The organism is Rhizobium sp. P2_G9, assembly GCF_056403475.1.
In genome coordinates this window covers 65,742-80,317 of sequence record NZ_JBFUFK010000032.1, presented here as the reverse complement: position 1 = coordinate 80,317, position 14,576 = coordinate 65,742, and the positions used below count along the sequence as shown (strand labels likewise).

Below are 14,576 nucleotides of genomic sequence, written 5' to 3'. Positions count from 1 at the left end.
TGCGATTTTTGTTCGAGCATCTAGGCTTTCCAGATTTCCCAACATTACTCGACGCAGCGGCAAATGATGTCGCGGCAACTGTAGCGATTGAAAGGAAATCGTCATGAACATTGGCACCGTAAAGTGGTTCAACAGCACCAAGGGCTTCGGCTTCATTCAGCCGGAAGATGGCGCGACCGATGTGTTCGTGCATGTGTCGGCTGTCGAACGGGCCGGTATCCGCTCCCTGGTCGAAGGCCAGAAGCTTCAGTATGACATCGTCAGGGACAATCGGTCGGGCAAAGCGTCGGCCGATAATCTCAGAGCGATGTAATGTCACTCGCCCAAGCTGACCACGGATGTACTGGCAGCAAGCGGTGGAGTGTTGATGGAGGTCGGGCTTAGCCCGGCCTTTTCTATCTCTGATCTCTCCGAAGTGCGAGAGCGTGGGAGCGTGCCATGAGCAAGGCGAAATATGCCGTCGGCGAATATCTCTTTCTCGTCAACGGGCCGGTCCGGACGGGCCGAGCGGATGGTGAATTCCAGGTCATCGGTCTACTGCCGGATGCCGAGGGAGGCGAGGCGCAGTACCGCGTTCAGTCCAAACAAGAAAGCTTCGAGCGTCGCGTCCGCGCGAGTGAAATCGACGCCGAACGGACCGCCAAGCCGAGAGCCGCGGCGTCCGATGGACGAGCCAGCGGCGGCGGGCGGAACTGGGTCGATATCGCCAGCATCCGCGTCAACAAATAAGGCTGCAATTTCATCCGGCCTACGAGAGCGAAACCGCGCGGGCGGCAGCCGGAGCCAGGTGCTGCGAAGGATTAGGTGAAATGGCCATCGACCGAGCGCAGATCTTCAGCCCCACGAAGACGACCCAACAGACCAAGAGCGCCGCAACCGACAATGCGGCACGCCTGATCGTGGCGGCGGAGACCTCCGCACGCGAGAAGAAGACCGCGATGCTCAAAGCATTGCGGCTGCAGCAGGAGCCGGCGGCTGTCGCCGAAATTGGCGTGCAGCCCAAGCGGACGCGGAAGAAATAAATTTTGCACTTTTCGAAGCAGTATATCCGGCATGAATAGCCCCGGTCGCCGATATGCATCCGCCGCGAGGACCGCGGGCTCTGGACGGTCTATGACGTCTTCACCGGCCAGCCCGCGGTCAGCGAAAATCGGGCCACGACCTTTCTGGACAGGGATGATGCCGTCGATGTCTGCGATCGCTTGAGCACCATCGATGTCAAGCGCCAGCCGAAGGATTGACCACGTATCCCGCGGTTAAGCCTTCGACGGCCGATCACCGCCCCGCGGTTTTGGTGCGAAAGCGTACACTGCGGGTTTCTGCGACAAATAAATTGTGCACTGCAGCATTCGTACCTACCTGTAATTCTCGCGCCCATGCCGGGCGAAGGAGATGGATGTGGCCCTGAGACAGAATTCCCGCAACCTGGTGGAAATCACGAGTTTTGGTTCGAATCCCGGCGCCCTGGGGTGCTGGCTGTTCCTGCCGACGATCATGGCCCCCAGGACGCCACTGGTCGTCGTGCTGCATGGCTGCACGCAAACCGTTGATGGGTATGACCATGGCTCGGGCTGGACTCGACTGGCCGAGAAGAACGGCTTTGCCGTTCTGTTTGCCGAGCAGCGGCGCGCCAACAACGCCAATCTGTGCTTCAACTGGTTCGAACCCGCCGACACAAGGCGCGATGCAGGCGAGGCGTTGTCGATCAGGCAGATGATCGACCACGTATCGGCGTCGCAAGGAATCGATCGCGCCAGGGTGTATATTACCGGGCTGTCGGCCGGAGGCGCAATGGCAGGCGCTATGCTGGCAACTTATCCGGATGTTTTCGCCGGCGGGGCGATCGTTGGCGGGCTGCCTTATGGCATGGCCTCTGGCGTCGGCCAAGCGTTCGAGCGCATGCAGGGCCGCAACGCCCCGGCTCGCTTGCAACTGAGATCGGCGGTGGCGACAGCCTCAGCCCATACCGGTCCGTGGCCGATGATTTCGATATGGCACGGCACCCATGATCACACCGTCAAGCCGGTCAACGCTCAGCAGATCGCCATCCAGTGGAGCGGTGTGCATCGGACTGCCGAAGCGCCTGATACGATGGAGACAGTCAACGGCCATACCCGCAAGACATGGCTGGACGAGAATGGAAAGCAGGCGATCGAACTCTATCTGATCAAGGGCATGGCACACGGCGTCCCCTTGTCGTCGGGTGCGAAAACTCCGCTCGGCAATACCGGGCCGTTCATGCTCGAGGCCGGAATTTCCTCGACGGCGAGAATTGCCAGGAACTGGGGCCTTGCCGACGATCAAGATGTCAGGAACGCCGAGGGCATTGCTGAAGCGGCGGCAGAACAGGCGCCGACCGCCGACGGCATCGAAGCCGTTATCGCCAAGGCGATGTCCTATGCGAAGCTAAGAGCCCCGCTCACGGGAACGAAAGGCAAAACCACGGGCGCCCAGGGTGTGACGAAGGTGATCAACGATGCATTGCGCGCCGCCGGGCTGATCTCATGATCGACCTGCGGCGTGTATTGTCGAGTTGAGGCAGCCGGACGTCTCGAAGCTTTTGTGAGGGGTGGGTGAGGAAAGCAAGACTACCCCTCACCAAGTGGGGTCAAGCGATCGCCGACGCTCTCGCGGCCTTGCTGACCCCTCCCACAAGGGGCAAGGAGGGAACTTGCTGCACCGTTGCGGCAGATGCTACCGCCGCGCACCCCAGGCGACGAAATGCCCGTTGGCGAAGTCGCTGTCGGTGGCTTGCGCCGTCTTGCCGTAGCGGAATTCGCGCTCGTTCGTGTCAAGCGTCATGCCGCCTGCTGCCCTGAGCACCGCGTCGCCAGCGGCGGTGTCCCACTCCATCGTCCTGCCGAAGCGCGGATAGACATCCGCCGAGCCTTCCGCCACCAGGCAGAATTTCAGCGACGAGCCGACGGATTTCATTGAGGTGATGCCGCGTTCGGCGAGGAAGTTTTCTGTCTCAGGCGAATTGTGCGAGCGGCTGGCGACGGCAGTCAGTTCGGCCGCGGCCTTGCGGCAGCCGATCGGCTCGCGCGAGGCGATGGAGAAATCGTCGGCGATGACGAGCTTCTCGGCCTGGTTGGCGATACCGGTATAGGCGACCTTGCGGGCAGGGGCGTAGACGATGCCGGCCACCGGCACACCGTCTTCGATCAGCGCGATGTTGACCGTGAAGTCATCGCGCTTGTTGACGAATTCCTTGGTGCCGTCGAGCGGATCGACGAGGAAGAATTTTTTGCCCGAAACATCAGGGATATTGCCGGCCGCCGCCGCTTCTTCAGCGACGACAGGAATATCGGGGAAGGCGGCCGTGAGGCCGGCAAGGATGATTGCCTCGGCGCGCTCGTCGGCCTCGGTCACCGGCGAGGCATCCTGCTTGTAGGATACGCTCGGGCCGGCTTGGTAGACTTCGAGGATCGCCTTGCCGGCGTCGAGCGCCAGCTTTTCAAAGGTGTCGATCACGGTCTTACCTCTTGTTTAGATAATTCTCGATCAGCACGGCCAGTTCCGCTGGCTCGTGCCCGAGCGTATGGACGTGTATTTCAGGATTTTCCGGCGCCTCGTAGGGCGACGAAATACCGGTGAAATTGGCGATCTCGCCGGACTGCGCCTTCTTGTACAGGCCCTTCGGGTCGCGGCGCATGCATTCTTCCAGCGGTGTGTCGATGAAGACTTCGACAAACTCGCCCATCGGGAAGAGATCGCGTGCCATCTGCCGTTCCGAGCGGAAGGGCGAGATGAACGAGACGATGACGATCAGGCCGGCATCGGTCATCAGCTTGGCGACTTCCGAGACGCGGCGGATGTTTTCGACGCGGTCGTCATCGGTGAAGCCCAAGTCGCGGTTCAGGCCATGGCGGACATTGTCGCCGTCGAGCATGAATGTGTGCCTGCCCTGTGCGGCGAGCAGCTTTTCGACATTGTTGGCGATCGTCGACTTGCCCGAGCCGGAATAGCCGGTGAACCAGAGCACCACCGGCTTCTGGCTCTTGAGCGCCGAACGCGCCTCCTTGTTGACCTCCATCGCCTGCCAATGGACGTTGGACGCGCGGCGCAGCGGATGGTCGATCATGCCGGCGCCGACAGTCGCATTGGTGAAGCGGTCGATCAGGATGAAATTGCCGCAGACGCGGTTGTCGCCATAGGCGTCGAAGGCGACCGGCGCCTGGGTCGAGATGTTGCACTCGCCCACTTCGTTCATGTTGAGGTGCTTGGCCGCCTCATGTGCGAAAGTGTTGATGTTGACCTGGTGCTTGAGCGTCGTCACCGTGGCGCTGACGCTGTCGACCTCGGTCCTGAGGATATAGGAGCGGCCGGGGATCATCGGCTGGGCGTCGAACCAGATCACATGCGCCTGGAACTGGTCGGCCACATGCGGACGGTTGGCCGGGTCGACCAGCATGTCGCCGCGCGAAATGTCGATCTGGTCTTCAAGGACGATGGTGATTGCCTGGCCTTCGGCAGCGTTGCGCAGGTTGCCGTCATGCGTGACGATCTGCTTGACGCGCGATTCCTGGCCGGACTTCGCCACCGTCACCTTGTCGCCGACGGCAACCTTGCCCGAGGCGACCTGGCCGGCAAAGCCGCGGAAATCGAGATTGGGGCGCACGACATTCTGCACCGGCAGGCGGAACGGCTTGTCGAGATAGTCGTTCTCGACCGGCACGTCTTCGAGATGCTGGAGCAGGTTCGGCCCCGAATACCACGGCGTCCGCGACGACCCCATGGTGACATTGTCGCCGAAGCGCGCCGACATCGGGATAGGCTGGATGCTCTTGAAGCCGAGATTCTTGGCAAATTCCATATAGTCGGCGACGATATTGTCGAAGACCTCCTGGGAGTAATCCATCAGGTCGATCTTATTGACCGCGAGCACGATGTGGCGAATGCCGAGCAGCGAGGCGATGAACGAATGCCGGCGCGTCTGGCGCAGGATGCCCTGGCGCGAATCGACAAGCACCACGGCGAGGTCGGCGGTCGAGGCGCCGGTCGCCATGTTGCGGGTATATTGCTCATGGCCGGGCGTGTCGGCGACGATGAACTTGCGCTTCGACGTTGCGAAGAAGCGGTAAGCGACGTCGATGGTGATGCCCTGTTCGCGCTCGGCTTCGAGGCCGTCGACCAGAAGTGCGAAATCGATGTTCTCGCCGTCGGTGCCGTGCTTGAGGCTGTCGCGCTCGAGAGCGGCGAGCTGGTCCTCGAAGATCAGCTTGGTGTCGTAGAGCAGGCGGCCGATCAGCGTCGACTTGCCATCATCGACGGAGCCGCAGGTAAGGAAGCGCAGCAGCGATTTCTTTTCCTGGTCGCGCAGATATTCGATCATGTCGCCGGTGACATCGGCGGGAACGCTGACGTTCATCTCAGAAATACCCCTCGCGCTTCTTCTTCTCCATCGAGCCGGCTTCATCCTTGTCGATCAGGCGGCCCTGGCGCTCCGAGGTGCGCGCGGTCAGCATTTCGCGGACGATGTCCTGCAGGGTGGCGGCGTCCGATTCGATGGCGCCGGTGAGCGGATAGCAGCCGAGCGTGCGGAAACGCACGAGCTTCTCTTCGATCACGTCATCCGGGCCGATCGGCATGCGGTCGTCGTCGACCATGATCAGCATGCCGTCGCGTTCGACGACTGGCCGCACGGCGGCGTAATAAAGGGGAACGATCGGGATGTTCTCCTTCATGATATATTGCCAGATGTCGAGCTCGGTCCAGTTCGACAGCGGGAAGACGCGGATGGATTCACCAGGGCCGACGCGGGTATTGTAGGTCTTCCACATTTCCGGGCGCTGGTTCTTCGGGTCCCAGGTGTGCTGCGCATTGCGGAAGGAGAAGATGCGCTCCTTGGCGCGGCTCTTTTCCTCGTCGCGGCGGGCACCGCCGAAGGCGGCGTCGAAACCGTATTTCTCCAGCGCCTGGCGCAGGCCGACCGTCTTCATGATATGCGTATGGGTGTTCGAACCATGGGTGAACGGGCCAACGCCCTGCGCCACGCCGTCCTGGTTGATATGCACCAGGAGATCGATACCGAGTTCGGCCGCCATGCGGTCGCGGAACTGGGTCATCTCCCTGAACTTCCAGGTGGTGTCGACGTGCAGGAACGGGAATGGCGGCTTGGCCGGGTAGAAGGCCTTCATCGCCAGATGCAGCATCACCGAGGAGTCTTTGCCGATCGAATACAGCATTACCGGGTTGGAAAAGGTCGCCGCGACTTCCCGGAATATATGTATTGCCTCAGCCTCAAGGCGCTGAAGATGCGTCAATGTCATATTGGACGTGAGCTCCGCTTCGTGGCTCAAATTAGAATTCGTGTGCGTTTATTGGCTTTGGCCCCTCAACGCAACCTCTTTGAGCAGTTTGGCCCTTTTCATCGCCTGAAATCTTGTTCGCAGCGCAACAATATGTGACAAGCAGGGGTCGGCGCTGTAGGCCGTCAAAGCACGGCGGAATGATGGCGGGCAAAGCAAAAACATGTGCATCGCCCGAAATCGTCAAAAAAACATACAGTGCTGTCGTAAAGGCACGGGGAATCGAACAGTATAGACGGTAGTTCTCCGGCAACAGAGAGCGCGATGTTTCAGGCAATCCGGACAGGTGAAGCGCCCGTTCGGCAAATGAGTGTGAGGACCAGAACTCGATGCGGTTTTCGGCGTTTTCGATCTTCAAGGAAGCATTGCGCAAGAACAGGGGTTGGGCGCCCCATTGGCGGCAGCCGGACCCGAAGCCCTCTTATGAGGTGATCATCGTCGGTGGTGGCGGCCACGGTCTGGCGACGGCCTATTATCTCGCCAAGGAATTCGGCATTACCAATGTCGCGGTGCTGGAGAAATCCTATCTCGGCTCGGGCAATATCGGCCGCAATACCACGATTGTCCGCTCCAACTACATGCTGCCCGGCAACGAGCCGTTCTACGAGCTGTCGATGAAGCTCTGGGAAGGGCTGGAGCAGGACTTCAACTACAATGCGATGATGTCGCAACGCGGCGTGATCAATCTCTTCCATACCGATGGACAGCGCGACGCCTTTGCGCGGCGCGGCAATGCGATGATGATGGAAGGCGTGGATGCCGAGCTTGCCGACCGCGAGCGTATCCGCCGGATCGCGCCCTATCTTAATTTCGACAATGCCCGTTTCCCGATCATGGGCGGGCTCATCCAATGGCGCGGCGGCACGGCGCGGCACGATGCGGTCGCCTGGGGCTATGGCCGCGGCGCCGACAGCCGCGGTGTCGACATCATCCAGAACTGCGAAGTGACCGGAATTATCCGCGGCGCCGATGGGCAGGTAACAGGCGTGGAGACGAATCGCGGCGTCATCGGCTGCGGCAAGCTCGGTCTCGCCACCGCAGGACATTCGACCGTCACCGCCGGCATGGCCGGCTTGCGGTTGCCGATCGAGAGCCACGTGCTGCAGGCCTTTGTCAGCGAAGGGCTGAAGCCGGCGATCGACCAGGTGATCACCTTCGGCATGGGCCACTTCTATATATCGCAGTCCGACAAGGGCGGCCTGGTATTCGGCGGCGATATCGACGGCTTCAATTCCTATGCGCGTCGCGGTGGATTGGCCACTGTCGAGCATGTGTTCGAGATCGGGCTGTCGATGATCCCCGGCCTGTCGCGCTCCAAGGTGCTGAGAACCTGGGGCGGCGTCATGGATATGAGCATGGACGGCTCGCCGATCATCGACAAGACGCCGATCGACAATCTCTATCTCAACACCGGCTGGAATTACGGTGGCTTCAAGGCAGCGCCTGCGTCCGGCTTTACCTTCGCCCATCTGATCGCCAAGAACGAGCCGCATGTGGTGACCCGCGAAATGCGGCTCGACCGCTTTGATCGCGGCTATGCGATCGACGAGACGGGCCACGGCCCGCAGCCCAATTTGCACTGAGGACATTATGGCAAGTCTCATTCACTGTCCCCATTGCGGTATCCGGCCCAAGGAAGAATTTTACGTCAAGGGTGACGGGACGATCGTTCGTCCGGCACCCGATGCATCCGACGAGGACTGGCTCCGCTACATGTTCACCCGCGACAATCCGATGGGCCGCCATAGCGAGCTCTGGCATCATGCATCGGGCTGCCGACGCTGGCTGGTGGTCGAGCGCGACACGCTCTCGCACGAAGTGTTTGCCGTCAGCGACGCGGCCGATGTTCGCAAACGGGGTGCGGCATGAGCGGCTATCGGTTGGACCAGGGCGGACTGATCAACCGCAGCCGCGCGGTGAATTTTACCTTTGACGGCAACACCTACAGAGGTTTCGAGGGCGATACGCTGGCCTCGGCGCTGATCGCCAACAATGTGCATCTCGTCGGCCGCAGCTTCAAATATCACCGGCCGCGCGGCATCGTGACGGCGGGTTCGGCCGAGCCGAATGCGCTGGTGACGCTCGGCAAGGGCGGCCGCACCGAGCCGAATGCACGTGCCACCGTCACCGAACTTTATGACGGGCTGACGGCCGTCAGCCAGAACCGCTGGCCGTCGCTGCAATATGATGTCGGCAGCGTCAATTCGCTGCTCTCGCCGTTCCTCTCGGCCGGCTTCTACTACAAGACCTTCATGTGGCCGAAAGCCTTCTGGGAAAAGGTCTACGAGCCTTTCATCCGCAAGGCGGCCGGTCTTGGCAAGCTGGCGATTTCCGAGCCCGATCCGGATTCCTATGAAAAATGCTGGGCGCATTGCGACCTGCTGGTCGTCGGCGCCGGCCCGACAGGGCTGATGGCGGCGCTTGCCGCGGCGCGCGCCGGCCTGCGCGTCATCGTCGCCGACGAAGGCTTTCGCATGGGTGGGACATTGCTCTCCTCCCGAGCAGTTGTCGGCGGCAACAGTGCTGCGAATTTCGCAGCCTTCACCATTGCAGAGCTGGAAAGCTTCGACAATGTCAGGCTGCTGTCGCGCACGACCGTGTTCGGCTGGTATGACGACATGGTGTTCGGCGCTGTCGAGCGGGTGCAGAAGCATTTGTCCACGCCGCTGCCGGAACGGCCGGTCGAGCGCATCTGGCGCATCGTTGCCAAGCGGGCGATCCTCGCCGCCGGCGCGGAAGAGCGGCCGCTGGTGTTCGGCGGCAATGACCGGCCGGGCATCATGACGGCGTCGGCGATGCGCACCTATGCCAACCGCTACGCTGCCGCGTCAGGCCGCAAGGTGGCTGTGTTCACCAATGGCGCTTCCGGCTATGAGACCGCGCGCGATCTTGTCGCCAACGGCATGGACCTCGTGGCGATGATCGATTCCCGCAATACGGCGCCTGAAGCAGTGCCGGACGGCGTCCGCCATATCCTCGGCGGCGGCATTGTCGACACCAAGGGCAACTGGACGCTGAGGAGCATCTCCGTCGATCGCTCCGGCTTCCATGAGAGCATTCATTGCGACGCGCTGGCGACATCCGGCGGCTGGAGTCCGATCATTCATCTGATGTGCCAGCGTGGCGCCAAGCCGGTCTGGTCGGATGAACACGCGGCATTCCTGGCGCCGGCCGATCCGGCTTTCAAGGCTGCAGGTGCGGCAGCCGGGGTTTATGGTCTTGGCGACTGCCTGGCCGATGGCTGGGCCAAGGGCGCCGATGCGATCGCTGCCCTCGGCGGCAATCCGGCGGCTTACGAAGGACCGTGGATCGAAGGTGACGTGGCCCCCGGCTTCACGCCGCTCTGGTATGTGCCCGGCGCGAAATCCAAGGCCTTCGTCGATTTCCAGAACGACGTGCATGTTGCCGATCTGGGGCTGGCGCTGCGCGAAGGCTATGGCCATGTGGAGCACGCAAAGCGCTACACGACCAATGGCATGGCGACCGACCAGGGCAAGCTCGGCAATGTCAATTCCACCGCGATCCTGGCCTCGATGCAGGGCCTGTCGCCGAAGGATACGGGCACCACGACCTTCCGGCCGTTTTATACGCCAGTGACGTTCGGTGCGCTCGTGGGTGCAGCGCGGCTCGAACATGCCAATCCGATCCGGATTTCGCCGCTGCATGGCTGGGCGAAGAAGAACGGTGCGGTGATGATGGAAGCCGGCCTCTGGTATCGCTCCGCCTGGTTCCCGAGGGCCGGCGAGACGGGCTGGCGGCAGAGCGTCGACCGCGAAGTGCTGACTGTGCGCGAGCATGTCGGCATCTGCGACGTATCCACCCTGGGCAAGATCGAGATCGCCGGTCCCGACGCGGCCGAATTCCTCAACCGCATCTATTCCAATGCCATGCTGAAGCTGCCTGTCGGCAAGGCGCGCTATGGCCTGATGCTGCGTGAGGACGGTGTGGTCTATGACGACGGCACGGTGAGCCGGCTGTCTGAGAACCATTTCTTCATCACCACGACGACGGCCTATGCGGCGGAGGCGATGGCGCATCTCGAATTCTACCACCAGACCGTCTGGCCGGAACTCGATGTCCGCTATGTCTCGGTCACCGATCAATGGGCGCAGATGTCCGTGGTCGGGCCGAAATCACGCGCGGTGTTGCAGGCGCTGATCGCGGATGACCTCTCCGATGCCGCTTTCCCGTTTATGACGGCGCGGGCGGTAAAGCTCAAAAGCGGCGTTCCGGCGCGGCTTTACCGCATCTCCTTCTCCGGCGAATTGGCCTTTGAGCTCGGCGTGCCGGCAGGCTATGGCGAGGCGGTGGCCGATGCGGTCATGGACGCGGGCAGGGTGCACAACATCTGCGCCTATGGCGTCGAAGCGCTCAATGTCATGCGCATCGAGAAGGGCCATGTCACGCATGCCGAACTCGATGGCCGTACGACAGCAGATGATGTCGGCCTCGGCAAGCTGGTCTCGAGCGCCAAGCCGGATTTCGTCGGCAAGCGGATGCTGGATCGCTACGGCCTGAAGGCGGCCGACCGGCCGCAACTGGTTGGCCTGATCCCGGTCGATCACAAGGCGGAGATGAAGGCTGGTGCGCATATCCTCACCGTCGGTACGTCGCCCTCGACACCGGTTGACCAGGGCTGGGTGTCTTCGGTCTGCTTCTCGCCGGTGCTCGGCCATATGATCGCGCTCGCTTTCATCAAGTCGGGCCGCGAGCGGATGGGTGAGACGGTGCTGGTCTGGGACAAGCTGCGCGGAATCGAAACCGAGGCGGTGATCGGGCCGACGACGTTTATCGATCCTGAGAACAAGAAGCTGCACGGCTGAGGGTGAGATGCAAATGATGATGTCAAAACACCCGCTTTCCGACGTTGGCATGCATGGCATTGAAATGCCCGGCGCCAATCATCTCGAAATGGTGGATGGCGCGTGCATCCATTCTGTGCTCGCCTTCAAAGGCCGGGAACAGGCCGTGGCCGGCGTGCTCGGAAGTTTCCCCGCGCACAGTGTCCGCACTGTCGGTCCGGGCGAATGGCTGGTGGTCAGCAGCGATCAGGCTGGAGCACCGGAGATCGATGGTGCCATGGTGGTCGACCAGAGCCATGGGCGGACGCTTTTCCGGCTCAAGGGGCCGGATTCGATCCGGCTGCTGGCCAAGGGCGTGGCAGTGGATATTGCCGGCGGCGGCTTTCCGGCTGGCGCGTCGGGCAGCATGGCCTTCGGGCATCTGACCATCAATCTCGTCCGCACCGGCGACAAGGGGTTCGAGATCATCGGCATGCGCAGCTTTGCCGAAAGCCTGTTCCACGATCTCAAACTGGCCGGTCGTGAATTCGGCCTCAGCTTCGCCGTCGTTGATGGCTGATGGCTGATGGCGCAAACAGAGTAATTCTTTTCGTCTGAGCGACAAGAACCGCAAGTGTTTGAATCTAGGCTGAGCCCGTGAACTGAAGGCGGTTCGCGGGCATTGGCCGTGACGATGGCGTGCCGGGAAGGCCTTTCCAACAACTCGTTTCTTTTGACCGGGGAATCGGCGGATTCCCCGCGCGCGGAGCTATGCTTATGAAAAGTCATGCCAAGGTCGTCGTCATCGGCGGCGGTGTCGTCGGATGTTCGGTGCTCTATCACCTGACCAAACTCGGCTGGACCGATGTCGTGCTCGTGGAGCGCTCCGAATTGACCTCCGGATCAACCTGGCACGCGGCAGGCGGCATGCACACCGCCAATGGCGACCCAAACGTTGCCAAGCTGCAGAAATATACGGTCGAGCTCTACAAGGAGATTCAGGACTATTCCGGCCAGGATGTCGGCTTGCACGTCACTTCGGGTCTGATGCTGGCCGCCACCAAGGACCGTTTCGACTGGCTGAAAACCATCCATGCCAAGGGCCGCTACGGCGGCATGAGCACAGAACTCCTGACGCCCCAGGAAGCCCTGAAGCTGATGCCGCTGATGGATGCATCGCAATTCGTCGGCGCTCTCTATGACGCCTTCGAAGGCCATCTCGACCCCTATGGCGCCACGCATGCCTATGCCCGTTCGGCAAAGAAGAACGGCGCGGAAATCTACCTGCACACCAAGGTCGAGGACCTGGTTCAGCGTGAAGACGGCTCCTGGCGGGTGATCACCAACCAGGGCGAGATCATCGCCGAGCATATCGTCAATTGCGGCGGCCTCTGGGCGCGCGAGATCGGTCGCATGCTCGGGCTCGAACTGCCGGTGCTTGCCATGGAGCATATGTATCTGATCACCGAGGACATGCCCGAGGTCGCCGAGTTCAACAAGACCGCTGGCCGCGAGATGCTGCATTGCATCGACTTCGACGGCGAGATCTATCTGCGCCAGGAGCGCGGCGGCATGCTGATGGGCACCTATGAGAAGGATGGCCGGCCGTGGTCGCCGCTCACCACGCCCTGGGATTTCGGCCATGAACTGCTGCCCGAAGACCTCGGCCGCATCACCAACGAACTCGAAGTCGGCTTCCGCCATTTCCCGGCCTTCAACAATGCCGGCATCAAGAAGGTGATCAACGGTCCCTTCACCTTCTCGCCGGATGGCAATCCGCTGGTCGGCCCGATCCGTGGCATCCGGAATTGCTGGTCGGCCTGCGCGGTCATGGCCGGCTTCAGCCAGGGGGGCGGTGTCGGCCTGGCGCTGGCCAACTGGATGATCCATGGCGACCCGGGTTTTGATGTCTTCGCCATGGATATCGCCCGCTACGGCGACTATGCGACGCTGGCCTATACCAATGCCAAGGTGCGCGAAAACTATTCGCGCCGCTTCTCGATCCGCTTCCCGAATGAAGAACTGCCGGCGGCACGACCGTTGCAGACCACGCCGATCTATGACCGCCTCAAGGATATGGGCGCAGTGTTCGGCGCTTATTACGGCCTCGAACAGCCGCTTTGGTTTGCGCCTGAGGGTGTCGAGGATAAGTTCTCCTGGCGCCGGTCGACCGATTTCGACACGGTGGCCGCGGAAGTGAAGGCGGTGCGCGCCTCCGTCGGCATGATGGAGACGTCGGGATTTGCCAAATACTGGATCAAGGGCAAGGGCGCCAAGGCTTTCCTCGACAGGATGCTGGCGTGCCGTATCCCGCCGGCCGGCAAGATGACACTGGCGCCGATGCTGAAGGATGACGGCAAGCTGATCGGCGATTTTACGCTTTCCACCTTCAGCGATACCGAATTCCTGCTGGTCGGCTCGGGCATTGCCGAGAACTATCACATGCGCTGGTTCGAACAGCACCTGCCGCAGAACGGTTCGGTGACCTTCCAGGCGGTCAATCTCGGCCTTGCCGGCCTCGCCATTGCAGGTCCGAATGCGCGCAAGGTGCTCGCCAAGCTTACCCATCTCGATCTCACGGCGGAAGCCTTTCCGTTCATGGCGATCCGCAAGATGACCATCGGCCTGGCGCCGGCGATTGTCGGCCGTGTCAGCTATACCGGTGACCTGGGCTATGAAATCTGGATGAAGCCCGAATATCAGCGGCACATTTTTGACAAGCTGCTCGAAGCCGGGGCTGAATTCGATATCCGGATGTTCGGCCTCCGAGCGCTGAATTCACTACGCCTGGAAAAGGGCTATGGCAGCTGGGCGCGTGAGTACCGACCGCTCTACGGTCCGTTCGAAGCTGACCTCGGCCGCGTCATTGCGCTCAAGAAGGATGCTGCCTTCATTGGCAAGGCTGCCGCAGCGAAAGAAAAGGCCGAGGGCGGCACGCTTCGCCTGCGTACCTTCATCGTCAACGCCAAGGATGCCGACGTCATCGGTGACGAGCCAATCTGGCACAAGGGAGAGGTCAAGGGCTGGGTCACGTCTGGCGGCTACGCACATGCGCCGGGTCTTTCGGTCGCCATCGGCTATGTGCCGAAGGAGATCGCCGATGAGGAGAGCGGCTGGCAGGTGGAGCTTCTGGGCGAAATGCTCGACGCCAAGCTGCAGGTCGAGCCCTTGTTCGACGCCAATGGCGGCATCATGCGCGGCTGACGAATTTTGGCGTCCGGCGGTTTCACCGGGCGCCGCTTTCTGTTAGAAATATTTCTGTCGTTCTTGCATTTCGTCGCAAGACGGTAATTTTCGTACCGGACGGTACGCCGGTGCTGTGCCGGAATCAGCACCGATGCGAATGCTCCCATTCACATTCGTGATTGTTCCGCCAGCACAAATCGACCAAAATTGCCGCATCTTGCGGGAAAAAACGCCGGATGAATGGCCCTCACGAAAGTTTTTTTGGGAAAGCTAACTTTTGGCTTCACATTTGTTGCGA

The 14,576-nt window shown here is 61.4% G+C and carries 12 protein-coding genes; 9 read left to right on the top strand and 3 right to left on the bottom strand.

All coding sequences use genetic code 11. The features are described 5' to 3' along the window. The first annotated feature begins 103 nt into the window (after positions 1-103). The 4 genes from AC1DYF_RS24705 (at position 104) to AC1DYF_RS24690 (ending at position 2,508) form a co-directional block, all read left to right on the top strand. Positions 104-313 carry a cold-shock protein gene (locus AC1DYF_RS24705; RefSeq protein ID WP_477879452.1) on the top strand — a complete coding sequence of 70 codons (210 nt, stop codon included), beginning with the start codon at positions 104-106 and terminating at the stop codon, positions 311-313. 125 nt (positions 314-438) lie between these two features. Continuing rightward, entirely contained in the window at positions 439-729 is a 291-nt protein-coding gene (locus AC1DYF_RS24700; protein WP_477879450.1) for a cold-shock protein, read from the top strand. Positions 730-809: 80 nt separating this feature from the next. Then, positions 810-1,022, top strand: a complete 213-nt coding sequence (locus tag AC1DYF_RS24695; protein ID WP_477879448.1) for a hypothetical protein — start codon at positions 810-812, stop codon at positions 1,020-1,022. Between the two features lie 376 nt (positions 1,023-1,398). Beyond that, a complete protein-coding gene (locus AC1DYF_RS24690) occupies positions 1,399-2,508 on the top strand; it encodes an extracellular catalytic domain type 1 short-chain-length polyhydroxyalkanoate depolymerase (protein WP_477879446.1) in 1,110 nt (369 codons plus the stop codon). A gap of 186 nt (positions 2,509-2,694) precedes the next feature. Here AC1DYF_RS24690 and cysQ read toward each other — a convergent pair whose 3' ends face one another. Genes cysQ through cysD form a run of 3 tightly spaced genes read right to left on the bottom strand, consistent with a single transcriptional unit; the run spans position 2,695 to position 6,302 of the window. Continuing rightward, the gene (cysQ, locus tag AC1DYF_RS24685) at positions 2,695-3,474 is read right to left on the bottom strand and encodes a 3'(2'),5'-bisphosphate nucleotidase CysQ (protein ID WP_477879445.1); all 780 of its coding nucleotides are present in this window, start codon (positions 3,472-3,474) and stop codon (positions 2,695-2,697) included. Between the two features lie 4 nt (positions 3,475-3,478). Beyond that, entirely contained in the window at positions 3,479-5,335 is a 1,857-nt protein-coding gene (gene nodQ, locus AC1DYF_RS24680) for a bifunctional sulfate adenylyltransferase/adenylyl-sulfate kinase NodQ (protein ID WP_477879476.1), read from the bottom strand. 37 nt (positions 5,336-5,372) lie between these two features. Continuing rightward, entirely contained in the window at positions 5,373-6,302 is a 930-nt protein-coding gene (gene cysD, locus AC1DYF_RS24675) for a sulfate adenylyltransferase subunit CysD (RefSeq protein WP_477879443.1), read from the bottom strand. 338 nt (positions 6,303-6,640) lie between these two features. On the opposite strand from cysD, the gene AC1DYF_RS24670 reads away from it, so the two are divergent. From AC1DYF_RS24670 to AC1DYF_RS24650, 5 genes are all read left to right on the top strand, one after another. Then, positions 6,641-7,894, top strand: a complete 1,254-nt coding sequence (locus AC1DYF_RS24670; protein WP_477879441.1) for a sarcosine oxidase subunit beta family protein — start codon at positions 6,641-6,643, stop codon at positions 7,892-7,894. A 7-nt stretch (positions 7,895-7,901) separates the two neighbouring features. Then, positions 7,902-8,180, top strand: coding sequence for a sarcosine oxidase subunit delta (locus AC1DYF_RS24665; protein ID WP_477879440.1), 279 nt, complete (start codon positions 7,902-7,904; stop codon positions 8,178-8,180). Next, on the top strand, positions 8,177-11,134 hold the full coding sequence (locus tag AC1DYF_RS24660; protein ID WP_477879438.1) for a sarcosine oxidase subunit alpha family protein: 2,958 nt from the start codon (positions 8,177-8,179) through the stop codon (positions 11,132-11,134). Before AC1DYF_RS24665 ends, AC1DYF_RS24660 begins: the two co-directional genes overlap by 4 nt. 13 nt (positions 11,135-11,147) lie before the next feature. Further along, positions 11,148-11,672: a sarcosine oxidase subunit gamma gene (locus AC1DYF_RS24655; RefSeq protein WP_477879436.1), complete on the top strand. Its 525-nt coding sequence runs from the start codon at positions 11,148-11,150 to the stop codon at positions 11,670-11,672. Positions 11,673-11,869: 197 nt separating this feature from the next. Beyond that, on the top strand, positions 11,870-14,296 hold the full coding sequence (locus AC1DYF_RS24650) for a GcvT family protein (RefSeq protein WP_477879434.1): 2,427 nt from the start codon (positions 11,870-11,872) through the stop codon (positions 14,294-14,296). The last annotated feature ends 280 nt before the right edge of the window (positions 14,297-14,576 follow it).